This window comes from Thiogranum longum (genome assembly GCF_004339085.1).
Lineage (GTDB): Bacteria > Pseudomonadota > Gammaproteobacteria > DSM-19610 > DSM-19610 > Thiogranum > Thiogranum longum.
The window spans coordinates 2289088-2313039 of record NZ_SMFX01000001.1; the positions used below are offsets into that span (position 1 = coordinate 2289088).

The 23952-nt window shown below is 51.4% G+C and carries 23 protein-coding genes and 2 tRNA genes; 3 read left to right on the forward strand and 22 right to left on the reverse strand.

Annotated elements, in window-relative coordinates; translation table 11 throughout:
- Positions 1-185 precede the first annotated feature (185 nt).
- From DFR30_RS11185 to DFR30_RS11235, 11 genes are all read right to left on the reverse strand, one after another.
- Positions 186-1652, reverse strand: a complete 1467-nt coding sequence (locus DFR30_RS11185) for a Fic family protein (RefSeq protein ID WP_132973262.1) — start codon at positions 1650-1652, stop codon at positions 186-188.
- A 262-nt stretch (positions 1653-1914) separates the two neighbouring features.
- On the reverse strand, positions 1915-2355 hold the full coding sequence (locus DFR30_RS11190) for a DNA-binding protein (protein ID WP_132973264.1): 441 nt from the start codon (positions 2353-2355) through the stop codon (positions 1915-1917).
- The gene (locus DFR30_RS11195; RefSeq protein WP_132973266.1) at positions 2312-2923 is read right to left on the reverse strand and encodes a nucleotidyltransferase domain-containing protein; all 612 of its coding nucleotides are present in this window, start codon (positions 2921-2923) and stop codon (positions 2312-2314) included. The genes DFR30_RS11190 and DFR30_RS11195 overlap by 44 nt, the downstream gene beginning before the upstream one ends.
- Before the next feature lie 150 nt (positions 2924-3073).
- Positions 3074-4048, reverse strand: coding sequence for an HsdM family class I SAM-dependent methyltransferase (locus DFR30_RS11200; RefSeq protein ID WP_132973268.1), 975 nt, complete (start codon positions 4046-4048; stop codon positions 3074-3076).
- 48 nt (positions 4049-4096) lie between these two features.
- Entirely contained in the window at positions 4097-5602 is a 1506-nt protein-coding gene (locus DFR30_RS11205) for a class I SAM-dependent DNA methyltransferase (RefSeq protein ID WP_132973270.1), read from the reverse strand.
- A gap of 55 nt (positions 5603-5657) precedes the next feature.
- Positions 5658-6764, reverse strand: a complete 1107-nt coding sequence (locus DFR30_RS11210) for a hypothetical protein (RefSeq protein WP_132973272.1) — start codon at positions 6762-6764, stop codon at positions 5658-5660.
- Positions 6764-8359, reverse strand: coding sequence for a restriction system-associated AAA family ATPase (locus DFR30_RS11215; RefSeq protein ID WP_132973274.1), 1596 nt, complete (start codon positions 8357-8359; stop codon positions 6764-6766). Before DFR30_RS11215 ends, DFR30_RS11210 begins: the two co-directional genes overlap by 1 nt.
- On the reverse strand, positions 8356-10077 hold the full coding sequence (locus DFR30_RS11220; RefSeq protein WP_132973276.1) for a restriction endonuclease subunit S: 1722 nt from the start codon (positions 10075-10077) through the stop codon (positions 8356-8358). The genes DFR30_RS11215 and DFR30_RS11220 overlap by 4 nt, the downstream gene beginning before the upstream one ends.
- On the reverse strand, positions 10074-12845 hold the full coding sequence (locus tag DFR30_RS11225) for a type I restriction endonuclease subunit R (protein WP_132973278.1): 2772 nt from the start codon (positions 12843-12845) through the stop codon (positions 10074-10076). The genes DFR30_RS11220 and DFR30_RS11225 overlap by 4 nt, the downstream gene beginning before the upstream one ends.
- A complete protein-coding gene (locus DFR30_RS14455) occupies positions 12842-13252 on the reverse strand; it encodes a hypothetical protein (protein ID WP_207891882.1) in 411 nt (136 codons plus the stop codon). The genes DFR30_RS11225 and DFR30_RS14455 overlap by 4 nt, the downstream gene beginning before the upstream one ends.
- 172 nt (positions 13253-13424) lie before the next feature.
- Positions 13425-13515, reverse strand: a tRNA-Ser gene (locus DFR30_RS11235).
- A gap of 168 nt (positions 13516-13683) precedes the next feature.
- On the opposite strand from DFR30_RS11235, the gene mltF reads away from it, so the two are divergent.
- On the forward strand, positions 13684-15072 hold the full coding sequence (mltF, locus tag DFR30_RS11240; protein WP_132973280.1) for a membrane-bound lytic murein transglycosylase MltF: 1389 nt from the start codon (positions 13684-13686) through the stop codon (positions 15070-15072).
- A 2-nt stretch (positions 15073-15074) separates the two neighbouring features.
- Here mltF and panD read toward each other — a convergent pair whose 3' ends face one another.
- From panD to pcnB, 6 genes are all read right to left on the reverse strand, one after another.
- On the reverse strand, positions 15075-15455 hold the full coding sequence (gene panD, locus DFR30_RS11245; RefSeq protein WP_132973282.1) for an aspartate 1-decarboxylase: 381 nt from the start codon (positions 15453-15455) through the stop codon (positions 15075-15077).
- A 74-nt stretch (positions 15456-15529) separates the two neighbouring features.
- On the reverse strand, positions 15530-16375 hold the full coding sequence (gene panC, locus DFR30_RS11250; RefSeq protein ID WP_132973284.1) for a pantoate--beta-alanine ligase: 846 nt from the start codon (positions 16373-16375) through the stop codon (positions 15530-15532).
- Between the two features lie 2 nt (positions 16376-16377).
- A complete protein-coding gene (gene panB / locus DFR30_RS11255; protein WP_132973286.1) occupies positions 16378-17184 on the reverse strand; it encodes a 3-methyl-2-oxobutanoate hydroxymethyltransferase in 807 nt (268 codons plus the stop codon).
- Entirely contained in the window at positions 17177-17845 is a 669-nt protein-coding gene (locus DFR30_RS11260) for a deoxynucleoside kinase (RefSeq protein WP_132973288.1), read from the reverse strand. The genes panB and DFR30_RS11260 overlap by 8 nt, the downstream gene beginning before the upstream one ends.
- Positions 17846-18385, reverse strand: coding sequence for a 2-amino-4-hydroxy-6-hydroxymethyldihydropteridine diphosphokinase (gene folK / locus DFR30_RS11265; RefSeq protein WP_132973290.1), 540 nt, complete (start codon positions 18383-18385; stop codon positions 17846-17848).
- Positions 18378-19706, reverse strand: a complete 1329-nt coding sequence (pcnB, locus tag DFR30_RS11270) for a polynucleotide adenylyltransferase PcnB (protein ID WP_243640729.1) — start codon at positions 19704-19706, stop codon at positions 18378-18380. Before pcnB ends, folK begins: the two co-directional genes overlap by 8 nt.
- 70 nt (positions 19707-19776) lie before the next feature.
- On the opposite strand from pcnB, the gene DFR30_RS11275 reads away from it, so the two are divergent.
- Positions 19777-19851 (forward strand) — tRNA-Glu (locus DFR30_RS11275).
- A gap of 31 nt (positions 19852-19882) precedes the next feature.
- On the opposite strand, the gene DFR30_RS11280 is transcribed toward DFR30_RS11275, so the two are convergent.
- The 3 genes from DFR30_RS11280 to DFR30_RS11290 form a co-directional block, all read right to left on the reverse strand.
- Complete coding sequence (locus DFR30_RS11280; RefSeq protein ID WP_132973294.1) at positions 19883-20215, reverse strand: DUF2173 family protein; 333 nt, start codon at positions 20213-20215, stop codon at positions 19883-19885.
- A 9-nt stretch (positions 20216-20224) separates the two neighbouring features.
- On the reverse strand, positions 20225-20563 hold the full coding sequence (locus tag DFR30_RS11285) for a DUF2173 family protein (protein ID WP_243640730.1): 339 nt from the start codon (positions 20561-20563) through the stop codon (positions 20225-20227).
- An 89-nt stretch (positions 20564-20652) separates the two neighbouring features.
- Positions 20653-21006, reverse strand: coding sequence for a DUF2173 family protein (locus tag DFR30_RS11290; RefSeq protein ID WP_132973296.1), 354 nt, complete (start codon positions 21004-21006; stop codon positions 20653-20655).
- 249 nt (positions 21007-21255) lie between these two features.
- Between DFR30_RS11290 and DFR30_RS11295 the strand changes: the two genes are divergently transcribed.
- Entirely contained in the window at positions 21256-21714 is a 459-nt protein-coding gene (locus DFR30_RS11295) for an RDD family protein (protein ID WP_132973298.1), read from the forward strand.
- Between the two features lie 45 nt (positions 21715-21759).
- Here the strand turns inward: DFR30_RS11295 and lptG are convergent, their stop codons facing one another.
- Both lptG and lptF read right to left on the reverse strand, forming a co-directional pair.
- Entirely contained in the window at positions 21760-22815 is a 1056-nt protein-coding gene (lptG, locus tag DFR30_RS11300) for an LPS export ABC transporter permease LptG (protein ID WP_243640764.1), read from the reverse strand.
- A gap of 5 nt (positions 22816-22820) precedes the next feature.
- Positions 22821-23882, reverse strand: coding sequence for an LPS export ABC transporter permease LptF (gene lptF, locus DFR30_RS11305; protein ID WP_132973302.1), 1062 nt, complete (start codon positions 23880-23882; stop codon positions 22821-22823).
- Between the last annotated feature and the right edge of the window lie 70 nt (positions 23883-23952).

A 23952-nucleotide genomic window follows, 5' to 3' on the forward strand; every position in this document is an offset into this window, starting at 1 on the left:
TCAGGCAGTGAATCAAGTGCATAGACCTTTATCAGTGGCAGCCTTTGCCGCTCCGGCAGGGCGAGGCCTATGAACGCTATCTGAACATGAATGTTTACCACTACAACTGCTGACTGTATGGGCAAAACAATAGTGCTATCCACGCTGCCATGTCGCCTGGTCATCGATGGTTGTGCAATTGGGCGTCAGTCCTCCGGCATACGCAACACGCCCTCATACGATTCCTTGAAGGCGTTACACGCCGCCAGTTGTGCTTTTGCTTGCGCATAATCGGAAAAATCGATCCTTGATGTGAAACGGTGGGCACGGTCCATCATACTGATGAAAGGCAGCGGCTCGTCATCGCGCGACAGTCGCCGCAGATTCAGCAGGTAGTCTTCGCGATAGACGGTGGGGATGAGGATTCGCGACTGGCCGCTTGATACGAGTTCCGCATTCATGAACAGGCGGCTTAAACGGCCGTTGCCGTCCACCATGGGGTGTACTTCGGAGATCAGAAACATCAGGTAGGCGGCACGTTCAAAGCCGGGGGCCAGCCCCTGGTACAGGTCAAAGCCACGCAGTAACGTACCGCGCACCAGTTCCGGGTGGACAAAAACGGTGTCACCGGCACGGTTGATCTCTGTTTTGAACTCACCGGCACGGATTTCAGGCCGCTGGGCGAAAAGGGCCAGGTGGCGACGTTTGATCAGTTGCAGGAGGTCTTCAACGCTTTCTGGCGTGGTTTGCATGGCGGCGCGATTACTGGTGACCTGGTAGGTGCCGAGGATGTCGTGTGAATCTTTTGGGCGATCCTGCATGATGCGGCCTTCAAAGATCACCGCTGCCGCCTGATCCACCTCGAATTCAGTGCCTTCGATGTAGTTTGAGAAATAGGCATCGAAAAACGCACTGTTTTCCCAGCCCTGTGCGGATTCGCCCCGAAACTCGACGGGGTTGCGCTTGAGGGCGTCGACCAATAGCTCGAACCGGGTCAGCCGGTCCGGGTCGTAAGGCTCCCCGCGCGCACGTCCGAGACCTGCCCGGGTATGCAGCGTGGCAGCGGGCCGGGTTCTCAACAAGGCTCCGATCAGCTGGTCCAGCTGCGTGAATTCGCGGGTCAGGCCCAGGCGCTTTGACACCACCCGCGCATCGTCGCGCAGCGCATTCACCGCCGCCTCCCCCTTGATGCGCAACTGCCGCTCCAGGAAGGACTCTACCTCGACGACGCCCACCGACTTTGCCAGGGTTTTACGCGCCCGTGACGGTTGCAGGTTTTCCAGCAACTGGCGGGGCACCGAAGCGAGGAACAGGCCCATGGGTAATGCCATGTCCAGCGCATCGGGGCCGGGGCCCTCGATGGCACGCAGGGTCAGGCCCGGCAACACGATGCGCCGGTTTCGGGTGGTGGTGACAAATGCCTCCTGCACGCCTTGCAGGGACAGGCCCCGGAACGCAGTACGGTGGCTCAAGGTAGCGCCCGGAAAATAATGCGCCACAATCTCCAGCCAGTTCCGGCGTATCAGGGTTTCAGGCGGTTCATCGCTGGCGCCGTAGATGCGCGGCGCGATCTTCCGCAAACGCCCCGCCTTGACCTGGCGGGAGATGCGCTTTGACTCGGCCGGATCCGATGAAGAGAACACGATCTCCGCAAGTGGCGGCGTTTTTTTCATGTTAAGACACAGTCAATAGGGGAAAGTGTTGAATATTGTAACTTAATATGTCATTTGTGTCAAATTTTTATATTTAAGAATCGCTGCCGGGCAATCAACTCGTCATAGCTAAAGGACTGCCAGTGCTCGATCTTTTTGGATTCGCGCCGCTTGCTGCGTTTTGGAGGCAGGTTTGGCATCGAAGAAGATGCCGGTGTACGTGGGCATAGTTCCAGACTTTGTTTACTCTTTCCGATGCACTCATATTTTTCTACTGGCTCAACTATTTTAACAATTCTGGCTTATTGTCTTTTAACCAGCCTGTAACATCATGCAGTAAATTCTCTGCATGCTTCACGCATTCATCCACAGCACTGGCAGGTATAATATCACCTGAATAGTCAGCTACATTCCGTTGCTTCCTTAATGCATCAAGCACAATCACTGTCTGTTTATCCAAACCTATTGTTTGGCCAAGAACCTGAATCATCGTCATATGATGCCCAGGCTTACTCGTCAGTGTTCTAAACCCATTCGCCTGCAACGCAGTGTTCGATAATTGCATAATCGCTTTATAAGCTGCATCAAACCGGTTTTCAGAACTCACCTCTAAAATGTGAGAATCTGCAATATTACGCTCAGCCGCAGCGATTAAACGGCTGATGACAGACACATCAGGCTCAACACGTTCCAGACTCACACCCACCAGATTTTCCAAGCTCATTGCCATCTCCCATCACATCCATTTGTGGTTTCGACAACACATCTTTAATAAAACTGTCTTTAGCGTTCAGCCTTTGAATCCATTCTTTCTTGCTATAGATCTTTGGGTTTATTTCACGCCCCAGTATTTCCTGCACCGAATAAAGCGCACTAACGGCCTCTGAAAAACCTACTTCACCGATGATCATCAAATCGATATCACTCGATGATGATTCCTTTCCACCCGCCACCGAACCAAAGACAAATGACCAGTCTATATGCTCTGCAAGCGGAGCAAGCGCCAGTCTAATAACATCCACCACGCCAAAGGTTTTCTTAACAATGCTCAGTAATTCAGAATAAACAGGACAATCCGGATCAGCCATATAGTGATGCTGATTGCCAATTTTCGTCATGCTCAAAATACCTGCTGCCACCATACGGTCCAGCTCCCGTTTAATGGTAGCCACCCCCATCCCCGTCAAACGAATAATCTGTTTGGTGTAAAAGCTCTTTTCAGGCTGTGAATACAACAGCCCCAGCACCTTTTGTTGGGTCGTAGTAAACAGCGCGTCACCAAGCTGGCTCATGCCGCTAAATCTCGATAGTTCATAATATGTGTACGATAGTTCATATTTTATGAACTATCAACTGTGCCTCATCGCCAGCTCCGGCCTGAATATGCCCCTACTTGTGGATCAATCAAAATAAAGGCCGGCTACCCACGCTCGTTCTTGCCCTCAGCCATCGCACGCACCATTCCCGCCCAACACCGCCTCAACACTTCGAAACTCCTCCAACGCCGCTTCCAGCTGCTCCACAATCTCCTGCGCCAGCACCCCGGGCGCCGGCAGATTCTCCGTATCCTCCAGCGAGTCATCCTTCAGCCAGAAGATATCCAGGTTGGTCTTGTCCCGGGCAATCAGCTCGTCATAGGTAAAGGACTTCCAGCGCTCGATCTTTTTGGATTCACGCCGCTTGCTGCGGTCATCCGCCTTGTAGCATTCAATAAACTCATCAAAATCACCCTTCACCAACCGCTTGGTCTTCAGCGTCATGTGCACATTGGTGCGGAAATCATAAATCCACAGCTTTTTGGTCCAGGCGGTTTTGGAGGCGGGTTTGGCGTCGAAGAAGATGACGTTGGCCTTGACGCCCTGGGCGTAGAAGATGCCAGTGGGCAGGCGTAGCAAGGTGTGGAGGTCGGTGCGTTCGAGCAGGTTTTTGCGCACGGCTTCGCCGGCGCCGCCTTCGAAGAGGACGTTATCCGGCACCACCACGGCAGCTTTGCCGTCGATCTTGAGCATGTTGGCGATGTGTTGCACGAAGTTGAGCTGTTTGTTGGAGGTTGTAGCCCAAAAGTCTTCGCGCTCATAGACCAGCTTTTCCTGCTCTTTTTTACCGGACTTTTCGTTGATGACGGTAATGGAGCTCTTTTTACCAAAGGGCGGATTGGCCAGGACCATATCGACACGGTCATCCCCCACTTCTTTGGCCAGGGCATCATTGGCGGTAATCGGGCATTCATCGCCTCCGATACCGTGCAGGTATAAGTTCATACCCGTGGGGGCACAAGTGGCACATAAGCGCACCATGCTATCGACAATATCGTTACCGCGTAAGGCGTGTTCTTTGAGATGACGTTGTTCTTTTTTGGTGCCACTATGTTTTATGCGATAGAAAGCACGTATATCTAAGAAGCTCGTCACGCTCATCGGTTACACTTTTTCGCTATTGGCGGAGGCGTGACAGTTCACGTTAGCTCAATTCTCTAACTTACTCACGGGTAACCCCGCAGCCACATCACGAAATGCATTTAATGCGGCTTCCAGATGATCGATTATCTCCTGCTGCAATATATCTGGTGGAGGTAAATTATCCAAATTTTCCAAACTATCATCTTTGAGCCAAAAGACGTCTAGACTCGCTTTGTCGCGAGCAATAAGGTCTTTGTATTTGTAATATTTAAATCTTTCTGCTTCTTTTCTCTTGTGCCTATCTACTGGGTTGTAGCATTTGATAAACTCCTGAAGATCGTTCAGCTGCATGGACTTCGTTTTCAGGGTAAAATGTTTATTGGTTCTGAGATCATAGAACCAAATACCCTTTGTATGTACTTTTCCATCTTTTGGCTTGTTATCAAAAAACACCACATTCGCCTTCACGCCATTGGCGTAAAAGATACCTGTAGGTAGACGAAGGATAGTATGCACATCACAGTTATCTAACCATTTACGGCGTATTTTTTCGCCGACACCTCCTTCGAAAAGCACATTATCCGGCAATACGACCGCAGCTTGGCCGTCCGGCTTGAGCATAGATACTATGTGTTGTAAGAAATTTAACTGTTTATTGGTCGTAGTCGCCCAGAAATCTTGGCGCTCATAGGTCAACTGGTCTTTGTCCTCTTCACCTTCTTCATTGGTAATGGTCATACTGCTTTTTTTACCAAAGGGGGGATTTGCAAGCACGTAGTCATACAATGTAGACGGTTGTGTTAGTAAGGCATCTGCTCTTTCTACAGACGGCTCCCCATCTAATTCACCAATGTTATGCAAAAACAGGTTCATAAGGCATAGTCGGCGTGTAGAGGGAACTATCTCATTCCCGTGGAACGTCTCATCTCTCAAGAATTCTTTTTGTCGTTTAGTTTGTTTCGGAGTATCTAGTTTCTTATCCAATTCATATTGCGGATGCTGGCCTGATAACCAGTTATATGCACTTAAGAAAAAACCGCCCGTTCCACAAGCAGGGTCAGCGATCGTCTTCATGGGCTCAGGTCTAACACAGGCAACTATAGCGTCGATTAATGCACGTGGCGTAAAGTATTGCCCCGCGCCACTTTTGGTATCTTCCGCATTTTTTTGCAGAAGTCCTTCATACATATCACCCTTCGTATCAGTACCGAGACTAATCCAACTCTCACCATCAATCATTTGGACGAGGCGACTCAATTTGGCAGGGTCTTGTATTTTATTTTGCGCCTTAAAGAATATCGCACCCAACATACCCGACTCTTTACCGAGTTTATTAAGCGTTTTTAGGTATTGGGACTCTAGCTTTGAACCGCTTAACGATCGCAATGTTGTCCAGTCATATTCTTTCGGCACATGTGTGTCACGCTTATAGGGTGGTTGTGAATACTCGTGCGCAAGTTTTAAAAATAATAAATATGTAATCTGCTCTAAATAATCGCCATAGCCTATGCCATCATCACGCAACGTATGACAGAAATTCCATATTTTTTGTATTAACGTGGATGAATTCACTTCTCTATCTCAAATGTAATGACACAGCCATTTTGTGCTATATTAAGCTTCATTATTAGGCCACCTCGCCTAAATCAATGCCGACAACAGCATCTCTTATCATCCGAATAATTCTTTCGTTACCTTCATCAAATTCGCTCAGAAGAAACTTAAAAGCCTTTGGTTCCAAAAAATCTCCCCCAATTGCAGGACTGTCTTCTTTATCTTGCTGATAATTCGCAAGTACCACTCTTACTTCAGCATCATTAAATTCTTGTTGAATCAGTCCTCTTACTCTGTCTCTCTCACATTTTTTTGCAAAACCACGCATCCATCTATCGAAACTATTATCTAATACATCACGTTTATAACGTTTTCGAATAGAAAATACATTATCCCAGGTTTCAGCCTCATTTGAACTTGGTTGAAATTCTATTTGCCACGATGGTATTGGACGCCCTGAACCAGAATCCATTGCGCTATTATTTAGTTCCACAGTTACAGGCTGACAGTTATATGGATCAAATGCAGTCCGACGATTCCCTTGGTCATCTCTAATTACGTCAATATCTTTTTTATAATCTCTATTACAAACTCGACACATGGGCACTAGGTTTCTCATATTTGCAGCCGCAAATGGATATATACTTTTAGCCAAATAGTGATCCTGATCTTGCGCCGTTTCCTCAGGGTTCATAAGTCGCTCAATACCACAAAATGGACATATTTTGTCTGGAATTGCATTAAATACAATCGCGTATTGTCTTTCACGCACCTCCAAGTCCGTTAACTTCCCATAACAAAACTCAAACAATTCTCGAGCCCGTGTATTGACTAGAGGAAAATCTTGTTCGATCGAGCTTATGGGCTCAGCATCGGCCAGCAAATTCACAATCTGATTCTGACTTTCTAAGACACCGAATATTTGCGCTCTTTCTCCATTTGAAAGGTTCGCTACTTCTCTTTTGTACGCAAACAACCTATCTCTGACGCCCCTTAGTGGAATTAGCAATCGCTTGTGTGGATTATTGATCACGACATCCAGCAGCGCACGCCATCGTTGTTGGGTTTCTGGAATAGCTTGACTTGCATCTAATTTCTGGTGTACTAATTGAATAAGCGCTACCAAAGTCTCGTGAAGCCAATTCTCCTGCGTGGCAGCAAGAGGATAACACGCTAACATCACTCCCCCTCTTTTCTTTTCAACATTCTAATTCTGTCAGCCAGATACATTCGGTCTACAGAATCGCCAAATCGATGCATGGCATTTTTAAGTTCATCAATATCATCAGACTGTAGCAATCCTTCCATTTCTATCTTTGGAAGATCTGACATTGGTGGCGATACTTCAAAACACTCTTCAAGAATCGTATCGAAAGTACTGCCATAGGTTTCTATATTTGGTCGACGAACTTCAATACGGTCACTTTCGATGTCTTTCTTGAAAATAAGAACATCCTCACTCTTCATGTCTGAAGCAATAAATGGTGAATGTGTCGTTACCAAGCAATCTTGTTGTGACGCTTGTGATTTTCCTGAGCGTGTACCACCACACGTTGGCAACCCAATTATTTTTGAAATAAATTCTACTCGCCATCGTGGATTAAAATGACTCTCTGGCTCATCTAATAAAAACAAAACATTTGGGAATGACGCCATACAAACGGTACCAAGTAGCTGCGCCAATTGATGCTCGCCATCGGAGAGCGATACATAGTCAACAGGCTCATCGCTCTTTTTAGATATAAACTCGACCCGCTCAAACCTGAAAACTTTTTGCCTTTCCATAGGTTCGGGTAGACGGGATGCAAATCGACGCTCGGTCACACCTTTCTCATATGCCTCTCTATCCTGTCTGGGAATAACGAGATCATTCAACATTGCCAACTTGTGAAAACAAGAATAGAGCTCTAATGCACCAACCTTCCAATAATTTTCGAAAGCCTTATGTGTGGCATACTGCACAAGAAAATCGAAGGTATAGATCTGCTTCTTTTCATCCACATCGAAACATGTAGCGCTTTTTTTCAAAAACTCAATATTATCTTTGAGCTCATTAGTTAACTTAACGCCACCGGTTGGTGCTGCAGTATGTTTTAACTGAATCACACAGCGAAATGAACGAAGCATTTTTAAATTTGGTTCTTCAAGTAATTTCGAACGCACTTCAACTGGGTTTAATAGCAGATTTGCCACCAGCACTTCTAGATTTGTGCCGTAATCAATCAAGAGCATACGCGGATCTTTGATAGGCAAATGCTTCCTGTTTTCATCTTTGGCATTTGTCCTCACTTGATTCGCGTAGCCTGCCCGACTTACAAAGAATGGAATACTTAATGTTTCGTTATTGCCAGACGTGTACCCTACAATCTTTTCAGGTAATAGCTTTTCTATTTCAGAGATATCACTTACTAAAGACCAATTATCTGATACATACTTTTCTATAGTTATATCGGCTTTCTTTTTATTACTGGGAACGATTCGAAATATTCTTACTTTAATCGGCTCCGGGGTATTAATTAAATACTCTATTTCAAACTGAATATCTTCATTGGGTTTGCCTCGTTCTTCTTCAGGAAGGTATTTCGCGAAAACCGCTTGAAATATTTCAGCTATTATTTGCAGCACCTGTGACTTACCGGTGCCGTTGGGACCAATTAGACACAATGGGGAAAATACGCTCGTATCGGGCTGGCCATTTCTAAAGGGTATTACCAAGTCATTTAGCAAACCACCGCAAGTGTCCGCCTCGACAATTTTCAGTTTAAGTATTTTCATCTACCAACCTTTTTAAACTGAATGCCAATTTCCGGTTTATCGAAGACTTGCTCTATCGGTGCATTTGATTCAGACAAAATTGAAAAGATAACGTCCTTCAGAGTTTCATAATCACCACCAACAGCACTTCGAATTTCCTCAAATGAAAACTTATCTTTTGTCTGACTGTTAATCCAGTCTTTGACACTATCGCTATTTAACTTTGGCATGGTACTTGTCTTTTTTTTTACTCGTTTCGGTTTCACTTTATTGACTCGCTCTTCCCTCTCTACTTTTATACGTTCTAGTAAAATACTAGCTGGCTCGTCATTTGGATCTTGCCCCACCAATTCACCAGCAAAAGCAGATTTAAGAATATTCTTCCGTTGGGCTTCTATTTGTTTCAACGAAACACTCACAGCTTCAAGCTGCAACTTAATTTCTTCTTGTGCTTGCCTAGTCTTTTCAACGATTTCATTCTGTTCTTCAATAGGCGGAAGTGGAATTGCCAAAGCACCCAATTTAGTGCCGTTTACATTTGCCTGGCCGGCAGTCTGATTTACAACAGACAGAATCCAAGCTTTTCCTAATGTAGAATTGATAAAATAGGCCGCTAAATCCGGCAAATATGATTCAGAGAACGTTACTGATATTAGATAAGATGCATATGAGCAAGGTCTACCAATATCTCTATAGATTGCTGTTTTTCCAACTAACTCAGCACTATTTGTCCTATTAAACAGCAAGTCCCCATCATTAAGTAGTAACCTAGGAAACTCACTGTGTTTTTTGGGTAGATATTTTAAATTTGTGTAATCAATATCCCCATCTTGAATATTTCCCATCCTTAAAATAGGAACACCTTTAGAATCATCATTTGTTTTTGAAGACGATCCGTATTTTTTATCTACTGCAAGCTGATCAATCGTTGCCCACACCCATCCCTCTGGTAGTTCTGGTAACTCGCTTGTATCGGGCTCAACGGGTTCGGGGTATTTCTTTTGCCAGTCTTTGGGTGGTTTTTTGCCTTTTTCTTTAAACTCTTGGAGCTTGCTTTCTTCCCAACGTTTGCGGCGTTCGATGAGGATGCGTTCGAGGAGTTGGGTACCGGTTTCTTTTGGTTTGTGGGTTTCACGCCATTGTTGGGTTAGCGTACCTTCGACGGCGCTTTTTAGTAATGATTGGCGGTATTGGGTTAGTTTGGTTTGTGCGGCCTTGAGTTCGGTTACACCGTTATCCAGATCGGAGAAAACTTCTTCGAGTTTGTTATAAATTCTTACTTGTTCATTAAGTGGTGGAATATATGTTTTATGTGCAAGAAAAGGACCCCGATTAATATGTTTCATGGTGCTCCCATGAAGATGCTCTGTATCTATCATTTCACTGATAGCTATTTTCATCCAATAATAAAGCAATCCTGGATCGAATAATTTTTTTATTGGAACAACTTTAAATATATGCTGATTAACCCATGCATCCTCTCCGCGCCATATAAATGCATCTAATGTTGCGGACCAGCTGACCAACAAATCACCATTTTTTACCTTATATACTTCTGGAAAGTCTAGTGTTGTTCTATTATATGGTTTAGTACTATCAGTTAAATTTTGAATTCTAATAATGGGCAATCCTGTAGCAGTTCTGTGTGCTGGCTTAAATGCAAATCCATTTATATATTCGGCCAAATCACCAACCGTAGCTTCTGCCCATCTTTGTGGTAACTTTGCCGCCACACTCACGCCACTAACTCCTGATTCATTTCGTTCATCACTTCATCCAATTCATTACCAAAAAGCCCCCAGGCCTTTTGTAAACCACCTTTATCCGCAAACGGGCTGTAGTCAAAGTCATCCCGCGCTACTGAACAACTCGCGGATATATGATCTTTTATCAAACGTAACCATTCGGTTTGCTCTGGGCTAAAGGCAGTTTTACGTTGGGCATTGTGGCGGAAAATCCACTTTTTGAATCGCCCGTCGACTTGCTCAGAGAATGGTTTAAGTTCTTTATCTTGCCCCAAGGCAAAGCGCACTAAGGCAATGATGTCGGTCAGCTGTCTTTTGAGGCTGGTACCTTTGACTTTCGTTTCTTGCACACGCGCATAGGCATTCCACAAACGCTCGGTGGTGAGCATGAGTGGTGGTTTGCTCAGGGCCTCGTGCAGTTCTTCGATCATATCGAAGGTGAGTTGCCTGCGCTGGTAGGGCTGTTGGTAAAAAAAGCTCAAGGCTGCAATCTCGTCTTTGTGTTGTTGAATAAAGTCGGTAAAGTTTTGTATGACTTTTTGTGCTTCTGCTTCGGCTTGTTCACTAAACCCTGAGAAGGTCACCTGGTCTAGATTGATATTATCAATTAATTGCTCGCGTTCGCGCCGGGCGGATTCTACCAAGTCCCGCACCTCTGGGTCATCAAATACCTGACATGCCTTATTGACCAGAGACTCCCTCGCGGTTTGTAGCTCTTCCTCGGTTAAGATTTCTTCACTGCGGGTGATGCCTTGCGCTTTGGCATTTTCCAACGCGAGCGTTACGATTTCGTCTGGATCGGTCGCCTTAACAAGTGTTTTGGCGATATTGTGTAATGATTGACCTACGGTCTTTTCAATTTGGGTTAATGCCTTGGGTTCCAACTGTTTATTTAAGCGGATGAGGCGATTCGCCAGGCTAAGCACGGTGTCATCATCGCGATGGCCCAGGGCGACGCCTTGCAGCAGGTCTTTTAAGGGAATATTGGGTTTACGCTCTAGTGGTCTTGTTTCTGTTTTGCAGGATTTTTCGACACCTACTGCATCGATCAGGACAAAGCGGGTTTTGGCACTGTCGGCACTTTTACTGACGTTTTGCAGACTCTCTTTATTAAGACTGCGCACTCCACGGCCTTTCATTTGCTCGTAATAGCCTTTACTGCGAACATCGCGCATGAATAGCAGCACTTCGAGTGGTTTAACATCGGTGCCGGTGGCGATCATATCGACGGTTACGGCTATGCGTGGATAGTAATCATTGCGAAAGTCACTGAGGATAGTGTCTGGATCTTCCGTGGCTTTATAGGTGACTTTCTTACAAAAGGCATTACCTTCGCCATACACTTCGCGCACGGTTTTAATGATGTCATCGGCATGACTATCGGTTTTGGCGAAGATGAGGGTTTTGGGTACTTCTTTTCGATTGGGGAATATTTTGGTTTCTATGGCCAGTTTCATTGCCTTGATCACCTGGCGAATCTGGCTAGGATTGACGACTGAACGGTCGAGTTCTTTGGCAGTGTAAGCCGTGTCTTCCTCTGTTTGCGCCCAACGCTTTTTGCGGGTGAGGCGGTCGCGGTGATCTACCCATTCTTTGGCTTTAAGCTCAGCACCTTTTTTGGAGATTTCAGTTTCGATCTCAAAGACGTCGTAACCCACGTTTACACCATCGGCAACGGATTCTTCGTAGCTGTATTCTGCAACAATATTTTCGTTGAAAAAGCCAAAGGTGCGTTTGTCAGGCGTGGCGGTGAGACCAATCAGGAAGGCGTCAAAGTAGTCCAACACTTGTTTCCACAAGTTGTAGATGGAACGATGACATTCATCGATGATAATAAAATCGAAGCTCTCGATGGGAACAGCAGGGTTGTATTTAACGAGCTTTGGTTTTTTCTCAAGGGTTTTGACTTCGGCTAATGGCACGTCTTCGGCACTTTCGTCTATCGGTTGGCCGCTTAAAATGGAATACATGCGCTGGATGGTGGAGATACATACTTCGGCATGGGAATCGATTGTACTACTACTCAAACGCTGCACGATATGTAACTCAGGGAAGAAGCGCTTATCATCCGGCGGTGTATAGGCATGAAATTCTTGAAACGCCTGCTTACCAAGGTTGCGGGTATCCACCAGGAACAAGATTCTTTTTGCACCGCCGTATTTTAGTAATCGATATACAGCTGTTATGGCGGTAAAGGTTTTACCAGAACCTGTTGCCATGTGAATCAATGAGCGAGGTTGATCCGTGGCGAGTGACTTTTCAAGGCCGTTAATTGCCTTTATCTGGCAGTCACGAAGGTTTTCTTCTGGTAAAGCCGGTATTTGCTCTTTGAGCCTGCGACGTAAGGTTTCTGGCTGGTTGGCCCACTCTTCTAAGGTTTCTGGTTTGAAGAAATAGAATATTTCACGTGATCTGGGCGCTGGATCACGTGCATCGGTGAATTGAATAACTTCGCCGGTCGCTTCAAATAGAAATGGTAGAGGCTCTTCTTCTTTACGCCATTTTAGTTTGCTGAGGGAATAGCGTAATGTCTGGTCTTCAACTGTGGTCAGAATGGATTCGTTCTTTTTTGCCTCGATAATGCCAACCGCCTTGCGGTCAACAAAAAGGACATAATCGGCGGGACCTGTATCGGTGGGATGCTCACGTACTGCGACACCATAGTTAGCACTAAGATTGATCTTTTTCCAATCCTGCACCAGCCAGCCAGCTTGCTCTAGCTTTTTGTCGATTTGTTGTCGGGCTTTGGCTTCAGGTGTCATTCTTTGTATATCCCCACACCTTGATATATCCAGCAATGTGATTCACCACGCCTCCTATGCCAGAGATTGACGAGCCATTCTTCTTCCTGGTCGAGCACTTCGAGGCGTTTTTGTTTGGTGAGGCGGTCGCGGATTTCGACGGCAGTGCCGGCTTCGATTTTGTTACCCTGTTCGGTGAGCTCGGTTTTGATGCGGTAGATGTCGTAGCCCACATTGACCTTGTCGACCACGGCGGACTCAAAGGTGTATTCGGAGACGAGGTTTTGCCCAAAAAAGCCGATGGTCTTTTTGGTGGGTGTGGCGGTGAGGCCAATGAAGAAGGCAGCGAAATATTCTGGCACCTGGCACAAGAGCAGGTGCGCACCCAACGTTTCATACAGGTTGAGGCGTTTTTTGTCCTGAATCACCCAGCCGGCCGCTTCGAGTTTGACGTCGATTTCCTCGCGGGTTTCGGCTTCGAGTTTTGGATATTCCGGTGCCAGAGTAATTCCCCCGATTCCCTGGTGAGTCTGATCACGATTGTCGCCGTTCGATCGATAAACAGCAAGGAAGTTAGGGGTTTAGTCTGTGCCAGTGAGATGGCGGAGAGGAAGGGATTCGAACCCTTGTGGGGCTAACGCCCCCAACCGATTTCGAGTCGGTGCCGGTATGACCGCTTCGGTACCTCTCCAGGATATTTCTACTTGAAAATCAACGGGAAGTAGCACAAGCTGGTTCCGCCTCGTTGAGCGGGCGCTATTGTAACCCAGCGTCTGCAAGGAAGGCTAAAAAATTCTGTCACCAGCCGCTAACCCGGGTAACTGTCAGTCATGACATAACATTTGCTTGCCTCCCGCCCATGCGCCTTACCCTGCTACTTCCACTTTTATTATTATCCGGATGTGATCTCCAGAAATCACATCTTGACCGCGTTCAGGATAATGATGAGTTGGTGGTGCTGACACGTAACAGTGCAACCACCTATTACCAGGGCCCATTCGGGCCGACCGGTCTTGAATACGATCTGGCCAAGGGCTTCGCGGAGTTTCTCGGCGTCAAGCTCCGGCTGGTAACGCCCGACACGCTGTCGGATATCCTCGATGACATACAGTCAGGCAGGGGCGATGTTGCTGCCGCCGGTTTGACCATTACCGAAGAGCGTAAACGTATTCTCAACTTTGGTCCGGCCTACCAACACATTACCCCGCAGCTGGTCTACCGCAGTGGTCACCGTGCCCCGGGCAATATCGAGGACCTGGCCGGCACGCTTGAAGTCGTGGCGCAAAGCAGTCATGCGGAAAAATTACGTCAGCTGCAAAAGTCCTATCCGGAGCTGACCTTTCTGGAAAACCCGGAACTGGAAAGTGAAGAGTTGCTGTATCTGGTGTGGGAGCAGGTCATTGACTACACCGTGGCAGACTCGAATGAGATTTCCATCAACCGGCGGTTCTACCCGGAGCTTCGTGTCGCATTCGACATCAGCGCACCGGAACCGCTTGCATGGGCTTTCCCGCCGGGAGAGGACCTCAGCCTGCTGAACAAGGCCCGGGAGTACTTCGACAAACTGAATCGCTCGGGAAGACTGGAACAGTTACTTGACCACTACTATGGCTATGTTTCCAACTTCGATTACGTCGGAACCCGGCGTTACATGAAACATATCAAGGAACGGCTGCCACCCTTCCGCAAGTGGTTCGAGGAAGCCGGCAAGGAAACCGGAGAAGACTGGCGGCTACTCGCGGCTATGGGTTACCAGGAATCGCACTGGAACCCGAAAGCGGTTTCCCCCACCGGGGTGCGCGGCATTATGATGCTGACACAGAAAACCATGCAGCACCTGGGTATCAACAAAAGCCGGCACAATGCCCAGGCCAGTATCGAGGGGGGCGCGCTTTACCTCACCAATATCAAGAAAAAATTGCCTGAACGCATCAAGGACCCGGACCGCACCTGGCTGGCACTGGCGGCTTATAACGTCGGCTTTGGCCACCTGGAAGACGCGCGCATTCTGGCACAGGAGGCAGGTGCGAATCCTGACAAATGGGCCGATGTAAAAAAATTCCTGCCGCTGCTGAGTCAGAAGAAGTGGTACAAGAAAACACGTTACGGTTACGCACGCGGGCGTGAGCCCGTCCGTTACGTGGAGAATATCCGAAGCTACTATGACATTCTGGTGTGGCTAACCGACAAGGACAAGCTGCCGACAGAAGTCTCGCCGGCATTCAAAATCGACACGCCGGCGCTCTAGCCTCAGGCAACCTGCACAGGTATTGCATCGCCTTGGCGAATGATGTGATTGTCAGCATCCAGGTACACGAGTTTCGGCTGGAAGCTCACGGCTTCCTGCTCATCAAATACGCCGTAGGTGCAGATAATAATCCGATCACCCGGGTTGGCCTTGTGTGCCGCTGCGCCATTGATGGAAATAATACCGGAGCCGGCCTCGGCACGAATCGCGTAGGTGGTAAAACGATTGCCGTTGGCGAGATTGTAGATCTGGATCTGCTCGTACTCACGAATACCCGCCGCCTTGAGCAAATCGCTGTCGATCGCGCACGAACCCTCGTACTCCAGCTCGGAGTGGGTCACATGGGCGTGGTGCAATTTGGATTTAAGCAGGGTGATCTGCATCCGTCGGGCTTCCTGATTTAAGTGTCGACGCCATTATCCCAAGTTCTACAAGGGCCTGCAAACCATCCGGTCCGTTATTCGACGCAGATATTGTCGATCAGGCGCGCCGCGCCAAGTCTTGCAGCGGCCAGAACCACGCAGTTCAGCTCCCCGGACGCCACGGGTTGCAGGCTTTCAGCGTGACGAATTTCCACATATTCCGGGGTGAAACCGGCCTGTGACAGGGTCTCTTTCGCCTGTTTTTCCAGCACCCGGTAGTCCGTTTTCTGCGTGCGGATATCGCTGACCAGCTGCTCCAGGGTCTGGTGCAGCAGCGGCGCGATGCGGCGCTCCTGGTCATCGAGGTACTGGTTGCGGGAACTCATCGCCAGCCCGTCGTCTTCGCGTACCGTCGCCACCCCGCGGATCTCGATCGGCCAGCCCAGGTCGTCGACCATGCGCCGGATGACCGCAAGCTGCTGGTAATCCTTTTCACCGAAAACCGCCACATCCGGCTGCACCAGGTTGAACAAGCGCCCCACCACGGTCGCCACGCCGGTAAAGTGACCGGGCCGGAAGTCGCTGCACAGGCCTTCACTCACCTCCGGCACTTCGATCACGGTGCTGCGTTCCGCGCCGCGCGGGTACATGGCGGGCACATCGGGGGTAAATAACAGTTCCACGCCTTCGGCGGCCAGTTTCTGCTGGTCGGCTTCGAGCGTGCGCGGGTAGTTGTCCAGGTCTTCGTTGGGACCAAACTGCAGGGGGTTGACGAAAATACTGGCGACCACATGCGGCGCAAGCAAGCGGGCTTCACGTACCAGTTGCAGGTGTCCGTCGTGAAGATTGCCCATGGTCGGTACAAGGGCGATGCGCTCACCGGCCTGCCGCCACTGGCTCACCTGCGCACGAAGGTCCTCGACGGAACTGACCGTTTCCATCCTCAGGCCAGGGTCTGTTCCGGGGCGGGAAACCGCTTTGCCTTGACGGCCTCCACGTAGGCTTTCAGTGCCGCGGGAATATCACGCCCCTGTTCGAGGAAGTTGTGCGAGAACTTCGGCCGCTTGCCGGGCGTGATACCCAGCATGTCATACAGCACCATCACCTGCCCGTCGCAATCCACGCCGGCGCCGATACCGATGACCGGGATCTGCAGGCGTTCACTGACCTGTTTCGCCAGTACGGCCGGTACACACTCCAGTACCAGCATCAGGGCACCGGCCTGCTCCAGGCCAACCGCTTCATCGAGTAAACGTCTGGCCGCCTCCTCGTCACGCCCCTGCACCCGGTAACCGCCGAGCTGATGCACCGACTGCGGCGTCAGACCCAGGTGCCCGCATACCGGGATACCGTGTTGCGTCAGGGCCGAGACGGTTTTATAAAACAGCTCACCGCCTTCCAGCTTGACCATGTGCGCGCCGCCTTCGCGCATCATGCGTGCGGCACTGTCCAACGCCTGGCTAACCGTGGCATAGCTCATGAAGGGCATATCCACGACACGCAGTGCCTGCTTTGCCGTACGGGCGACGCAAGCACCGTGGTAGACCATGTCATCGAGTGTGACCGGCAAGGTGGAGTCGTGTCCCTGCACGACCATACCCAATGAGTCGCCCACCAGCAGCACGTCGACACCGGCGTCTTCCAGCAGGCAGGTGAAGCTGGCGTCGTAACTGGTGACCACGGCGATTTTTTCGCCATCCGCCTTCATGCGCAGCAGGCGTTGCGTCGTGACTGGCGCCTTGTCAACCATGTTTGCGATCCCCGTCCAGCAGGCCCTGCGGCACCGGGTTGAAATAGTGACGCCCGCGCTTGGCCTGCGCCATCTGCTCCAGCAGCATGTCGTAATCCGACTGGTTTTCCACCAGGTTAATGTCCGCGGCGTTCACGATCAGCAACGGCGCCTCGTCGTAGAAGTGGAAGAAACGGGTATAGGTATCGCACAGCGCGTGCAGGTAATGTGGTTCCATGGCACGCTCATAACCGATCCCCCGTTTGTTGATACGTTTCATCAGAACATCCACTGGTGCCTGCAGGTAGATCACCAGGTCCGGTTTCGGTACGTCGATGGTCAGGTGCGAGTAGACCTGTTCGTAGAGTTTGTACTCTTCGGCATCCAGTGTCAGTTTGGCAAAGATCCGGTCCTTGTCCATCAGGAAATCCGCCACCCGCACCGGTTCGAACATATCGCCCTGCCGGAGTTCCTGCATTTGCTGGGCGCGTTGTAACAGGAAAAACAGCTGTGTCTGCATGGCAGCTGCGCGCGGGTTGCGGTAAAAGCGTTCCAGGAAGGGGTTTTCCGCCGCACCTTCGAGCAACAGTTCACTGCCGAATGTCTCCGCCAGGCGTCGTGCGAGACTGGTCTTGCCCACGCCAATCGGTCCTTCCACTACAATAAAACCCGGGTTCTGCATTTATATTCTCTGGTTATTTACATCCGGGTCCGGTGCGGTGGCATGCCATTCGGCATCACCGACCCGCTCCAGACCAACATCACTGACGGTATTGCACAAGGCCTGTACCTCACCCAGCCCCGGTACCAACAGCTGAGGTGCGACCTCGGCCAGTGGCGCCAGTACAAAATTACGCTCGACCATACCGGGGTGCGGTACCTTCAGTCCCGGGGTTTCAATACGCTCATCACCATACAGCAGAATATCCAGGTCGAGGGTACGCGGCCCCCAGTGCTCGCCCCGCACCCGCCGGTGAGCCTGCTCGATCGCCTGCAAGAGGTCCAGCAATGCCGCGGCCGGCAACGCGGTTGCCAGCCCTGCCACGGCGTTGATGTAGTCCGGCTGGTCCTGCGGTCCCATGGGCGCACTGCGGTATAAACCGGAGCACACCAGCAAGCGGGACCGGGGTAACTGGTCCAGCTCCGCCAGTGCGTTATTGACCTGTCTGGCGGGATCGTTCAGGTTACTGCCGAGTCCGATCCACGCCACGATTTCAGTCATCGCTGCTGCTGGCCGGCTTCTTTTTCCGACGACGGCGACGCTTGCGCGTTGGTGCAGGCTCGACTTTTTTCGCCTGCTCGACCGGGTTCAACTGCTGGAAGTCGGTCCACCATTCCGCCAGTTCCCTCGGCGCTTCACCGACCTCTGCTCGCAACAACAGGAAATCATAGGCGGCCCGGAAGCGCGGGTGTTCCAGCATCCGGTACGGTGCCTTGCCACGGCGTTTCTCCAGCCGTTGTTGCAGCAACCAGATTTCTCTCATGGGGAAACTGAAGCGCTTGGGCAGTGAAGTCGCCTGTACCTGGGCAACCGTAATTTCGTTTCCGGCAATCTGCGCAGCTTCCAGCGCTGAGGCGCCCTGGTCGATCAGTTCCTGTGTACGCAGCCGTACCGGTTCCCACAACAGGGCGGCGTACAGGAAGGCCGGTGTAACCGGTTTACCCTCGGCCAGGCGCGTGTCGGTATTCTCCAGCGCACGGGCCACGAAGGTAATCGGAAAACCTTCCTCTTCGTGACTCAACACCTCGTCAGTCATCGGGAACAGGTACTGGAACAGGTCATAGTGGCGCAGCAGTTCAAAGGTGGAGAGCGCACAGCCACCGAGGAACAGTTTCAGCACTTCCTCGAATAATCGCGCTGATGGAATATCTTCCAGCAGCACACCCAGCTCTTGCATGGGTGTTTCGGTATCCGGGTGAACGCGGAACCCCAGCTTGGCGGCGAAACGTACGGCGCGCAACATGCGCACCGGGTCTTCGCGGTAACGCTGCTCAGGATCGCCAATCAGTTTCAGGGTACCCGCCCTGAGATCCTCCAGCCCGCCCACATAATCGACAACCGAAAAATCCTTGATATCGTAGTACAGCGCATTGATGGTGAAGTCGCGCCGCCAGGCATCCTCTTCCAGGCTGCCGAACACATTGTCGCGCAAAATGCGGCCTTCCTCGGAATGGGCGCTGTCGTTGTCCTCGTCGGACTGCTCGTCGTGGCGGGCGCGGAAGGTCGCGACCTCGATTACCTCGCGGCCAAAACGCACGTGCGCCAGCCGGAAGCGCCGACCAATCAAACGACAACTTCGGAACAGCCGGCGGATCTCCTCCGGCGTGGCATCGGTGGTGACATCGAAATCCTTGGGTTCGCGTCCCAGCAGCAGGTCGCGCACCCCGCCACCCACCAGGAAGCTCTGGTAACCCGCTTCTTTCAATCCATACAACACCTTGAGCGCGGCCGAACTGATGCTGGCGCGCGAAATACTGTGCTCCGGCCGGGGAATGGTAACGGGCTGACTGCTGTCGGGCGCGATATCGCCTTGATTATTCACTCTAATTGCTTGTCCCTGAATCGCTTGCGCGTATAATAGCACCGCTGTCAGATCCATTCAGCGTTCTTTAGCTCCCTTCGTCTAGCGGTCAGGACACTGGCCTCTCACGCCGGTAACAGGGGTTCGATTCCCCTAGGGAGCACCAATCATCCCACGCAGGCAGGCAAGCCTGCGACTCAGTAGCGCGAAGCCTCCGTCAGTACCTTCATCACCTCGTTGAGCGAGGCTTCTTCGTTATCAATAAAGCACACCAGGTTACCGACGCTGCAAACCGTCGCTTTTGCCCCGCGCACCGTCCAGCCTCCCGGCGGTGTCCAGCCGGGTATACCGGTGAACATCGAAAACTGGTCGGTGTTGCCCTGCACCATACGCTTGTAGTCGTGCGCAAACTTGGCGAGGCGCTCCATCATGTCGTCACCGAACATGCCGTAACCTTCCACCAGCGCGCCGTCATCGCGGAAGTGGCAAACGACAAATACACCGTCAAGCGCGAGTAGTTGCTTGATCATGGGCTGCGCTCAACTGTCCAGCGCGGCATAAGCCGCTTCAAAATCACACGCATCGTTACGCAGCACTACGCCACGTTGACCGTTCCCAACGGCAGACCATTCCAGGCCCACCAGGGTGAATCCCTGTACAGGATAGAACCCGCCCTGCCCGGTGGTCTTCTCCCAGCCACGCGCCTGCATGGTGGCGATGGCGATATTGGCAATGAACACGTGCGCCAGAAGATCCAGCGCATCGGGTGTCAGGTTCGAGTCATCGGAGATGCGGTGGTTGGTCAGCTCTCCGGTATCCGAAAATTCAAATGCAGCGGCAGCGCCGTGCAGGTTCATCAGGTTATCAAGACTGCTCATCGTTATTCTCCAACTACCCAGGTAACCTCTGATTATTTCAGAATTTGCGTCACTGCGTTCCTCGCAATGACAAATTAATCAGGGGCTCCCTAGATCATTTTCTCTACATCAGCAAGTTTGTCCTGCATTTTCTTCATCACCCGGTTCAACAAACCGGCCTCGTTCTGCAGGAAACAAAACACATTGGCTACCACGCACACGCTGAACCGGGGACCGCGCACCATCCAGCCATGCGCTGGATCAAACGGGCAATTCTCGCTGTTGGCACAGAGAATTTCCGTCTGCATGTGGGTTCCCATGGTGGTTGCGCGGCACATGATAGACGCCATACGTGCCATCTCGTCATTCAGCTGGCCCTTGTAGTTATAGCGATCCCCGCGGTAGGCATACTCACCTGCCGCAATCACGCCGGGGATATCCGCCAGCTCGGCATAGACACTCATCCAGATACTCCTTCGTGCTTTTGTTGTTTTCCCGCCTTGCGGCGAACCCGTCAGGGGTATGCTTTTTTTAATGCACACACCCTATGAGGGTTTCATAGCACAGCAAACCCTGCTTGTCACCGTTGCAGCAAGCGTGCCAGAGGTCGTACATTAGTGACATACCTTACGAGTGGCCGCCATTCCGAAGTGGCCGGCATGACGGATAAACCAGACGTTACCGGAACTTACCGCTGACAAATCAGGACAAGCATGCCCGACTCCTCGCACCAGCCGCGGCCCGCCGGACTTTTTCGCCGGCTTGCGGCATTACTCTATGATTCGCTACTGCTGCTGGCTATTGTATTTATTGCCACAGCAATCCTGTTACCGCTTACCGGCGGCGAGGCCATCCAGCACAACCCGTTTCTGACAACCTACCTGCTGTTTATCAGCTTTTTCTTCTACAGCTGGTTCTGGATGCATGGCGGTCAGACGCTCGGAATGCGCAGCTGGAGGCTCCAGTTACGCAATATCAACCCTGGCCCGATCACCTTGTGGCAGGCGCTGTTACGTTTCCTGGTCGCGATTCCTTCCGCCCTGCTGCTGGGTGTTGGTTACCTGTGGATGCTGATCGACCGCGACAAACTCACCTGGCATGACCGCTATTCGGAAACCCGTATCGTGCAACTCGACCAGAACCCGCACCCCGGCCGAAAACAGAAGAAGTAAACGTACCGGTGAGTACTCCTTTCACACTAACAGGGGGTGTTTCAATCAGGTCGTGCGTCGTACCAGGACCAGGGCAACCGCGAATACCAGCAACGAAGGCATCACGGCGGCAATCCATGGTGGACCGCCATACACCAGTCCGATATGCGCCGCCATGTCGCTACCGAGCTTGAACAATAATCCGGTTATCACGCCGGCAAGTACTCTCAGACCTACACCATGACGACCCAGCGGCCCCAGCACCATCCCCATCGACAACATCAACATCGCCAGTACAGCCAGCGGCGCTGTCAGACGTTGCCAGAATGCCAGGCGGTAGCGTTCAACCTGCATACCTGCCTGCTCCAGCCCTTCGATATACTGCTTCAGTTCCGGTAGTGAAAAAGCTTCGGACCGGTGTACCAGTAAACGCGCCAGTTGCGGATCGACCAGTTCAACGCCCGTCACGTTATCCCTGGACTCCACCAAGACATGCTGACCATCAAAACGGGTGCGGTGGAGTTTTTCCAGGTTCCAGCCTTTTGCACCATATACAGCATGCTCAATAACACTGGCTGCAAGCAATTGCGGTTGTGCATCGAGAGTATAGATATGAATATCGGACAGGCTGCCGTCTGCCTCTGTACGCCCGACCCGGATCATCTGTTGGCCCTTGCGCACCCAGAAACCGCCGCCACCCTGGACGGCTACATCGTCAAAAATCGCCTGGGCGCGAAGAGCGGTTGCAGCCCGGCTGGCCGGCGGGGCAACCATTTCACCCAGCGGCAATACAAATACCAGCATGATTATCCCGGCCAGCAAGACTGATACCCCGAGGCGTATCTGCGAGCAGCCGGCCAGCCGGAACGCATTCAGCTCACCCTGCGCCGCAAGGTTACCAAGTCCCAGCAGGGTACCGATCAACACCGCCATCGGGAAGGACTGCCAGGCCCTGGCCGGCAACGAAAACAACACGAACAATATCGCGTCCAGCCAGCCGTAATGGCCACGACCCATGTCGCCGAGTTCACCAAGCAAGCTGAACACCGCCTCGAGCACCACGACCACCAGCCAGGCAAGAAATGTCGCCGACATCAATGTACGTGCAATATAGCGGTCCATGCGCTTCAAGGTGCGAACCGCCGATGCAGAAACACCACCACGGCCGCCAGCGCCAGCACAACTGCATGTACCCACCACAGACCCAGGGCGGCAGGCAACCTGCCCTGCTCGATCCACAGGTGGCCGACACCCAGTAAATTAAAATATACCGCAAATAGCAATAGCCCGAGCCAGAGCGGTGTATAGCGACTGGCTGCGGGACGGTAGCGCGCCAGTGGAACGGCAATCAGCGCCAGCACCAGTACACTCACCGGCCTGGCGACACGCATGGCCAGTTCGGCACGTGCTGCCGGTGAACTGTCACCGATGAGCGCAGGGGTTGGCACGGCATCCTGCTTGTCCGGCACAGTGATGTGAGAGGGATCGAGACGAATCCGGTAGTCTTTGAAGTGCAGACGGCGATAGTCCGACTGCCCGGCCCTGCCGTCATACTGGTAACCCTCACCAAGCACCAGGTAACGGCCATTTTTGTCCGTTTCAACCGAGGCGCGTTGTGCCACCAGGACTTGCGGACGTGACGGCCTGTCGACATGGATAAAAATGCCTTCCAGTGAACCCGGGGCTGTGCCGGTGCGCCGGGCGTAGACGGTCCATTTGCCACCACGCAGGAAATTGAAATGGCCCGGTGCCAGTGCAGAAGCATCCAGGCGCTGTTCCGCCGCTGCGCGCAGATGGTATCCCTGTGCTGCGGTCTGCGGTACCAGCCAGGCGCTCAATACCGCCACCAGCAATGCCACCAGCAATGCCGGCGCCGCGAATGCCCGGTACCACTGCCACGGCCCGACGCCGCTGGCGGCCAGCGCCAGCGCCTCGCTGTCGTGGTTCAATCGTCCCAGCAACCACAGCAGTGCCAGAAACAGGGTCAGGGGCAACAAAAACACAAAAATTCCTACCGACTTCAGGCCCAGTAACCACAACACTGTGTCGGCCGGAATACGCCCGCTGGCAGCCTGCCCGAGGTACAATGAAAAGCGTGCTGCCAACAGCACCAGCCACAGCACCAGCGTGAATGCCAGCCAGTAGCGCAGCAGTTCACGGCCGAGATAGCGATGCATGACGCAAGACATGGTGTGTGACTTTTTTCCTGTGTGGCCTGTGCGGCATTTCAAATACACGCCCGGCCTGTTAAATTTGCGC

Coding starts and splice junctions, on each gene's coding strand:
- DFR30_RS11185 (WP_132973262.1), bottom strand. CDS start 1,652: ATGAAAAAAACGCCGCCACTTGCGGAGATCGTGTTCTCTTCATCGGAT.
- DFR30_RS11190 (WP_132973264.1), bottom strand. CDS start 2,355: ATGAGCTTGGAAAATCTGGTGGGTGTGAGTCTGGAACGTGTTGAGCCT.
- DFR30_RS11195 (WP_132973266.1), bottom strand. CDS start 2,923: ATGAGCCAGCTTGGTGACGCGCTGTTTACTACGACCCAACAAAAGGTG.
- DFR30_RS11200 (WP_132973268.1), bottom strand. CDS start 4,048: ATGAGCGTGACGAGCTTCTTAGATATACGTGCTTTCTATCGCATAAAA.
- DFR30_RS11210 (WP_132973272.1), bottom strand. CDS start 6,764: ATGTTAGCGTGTTATCCTCTTGCTGCCACGCAGGAGAATTGGCTTCAC.
- DFR30_RS11215 (WP_132973274.1), bottom strand. CDS start 8,359: ATGAAAATACTTAAACTGAAAATTGTCGAGGCGGACACTTGCGGTGGT.
- DFR30_RS11225 (WP_132973278.1), bottom strand. CDS start 12,845: ATGACACCTGAAGCCAAAGCCCGACAACAAATCGACAAAAAGCTAGAG.
- mltF (WP_132973280.1), top strand. CDS start 13,684: ATGCGCCTTACCCTGCTACTTCCACTTTTATTATTATCCGGATGTGAT.
- panD (WP_132973282.1), bottom strand. CDS start 15,455: ATGCAGATCACCCTGCTTAAATCCAAATTGCACCACGCCCATGTGACC.
- panC (WP_132973284.1), bottom strand. CDS start 16,375: ATGGAAACGGTCAGTTCCGTCGAGGACCTTCGTGCGCAGGTGAGCCAG.
- panB (WP_132973286.1), bottom strand. CDS start 17,184: ATGGTTGACAAGGCGCCAGTCACGACGCAACGCCTGCTGCGCATGAAG.
- DFR30_RS11260 (WP_132973288.1), bottom strand. CDS start 17,845: ATGCAGAACCCGGGTTTTATTGTAGTGGAAGGACCGATTGGCGTGGGC.
- folK (WP_132973290.1), bottom strand. CDS start 18,385: ATGACTGAAATCGTGGCGTGGATCGGACTCGGCAGTAACCTGAACGAT.
- DFR30_RS11280 (WP_132973294.1), bottom strand. CDS start 20,215: ATGATCAAGCAACTACTCGCGCTTGACGGTGTATTTGTCGTTTGCCAC.
- DFR30_RS11285 (WP_243640730.1), bottom strand. CDS start 20,563: ATGAGCAGTCTTGATAACCTGATGAACCTGCACGGCGCTGCCGCTGCA.
- DFR30_RS11290 (WP_132973296.1), bottom strand. CDS start 21,006: ATGAGTGTCTATGCCGAGCTGGCGGATATCCCCGGCGTGATTGCGGCA.
- DFR30_RS11295 (WP_132973298.1), top strand. CDS start 21,256: ATGCCCGACTCCTCGCACCAGCCGCGGCCCGCCGGACTTTTTCGCCGG.
- lptG (WP_243640764.1), bottom strand. CDS start 22,815: ATGGACCGCTATATTGCACGTACATTGATGTCGGCGACATTTCTTGCC.
- lptF (WP_132973302.1), bottom strand. CDS start 23,882: ATGTCTTGCGTCATGCATCGCTATCTCGGCCGTGAACTGCTGCGCTAC.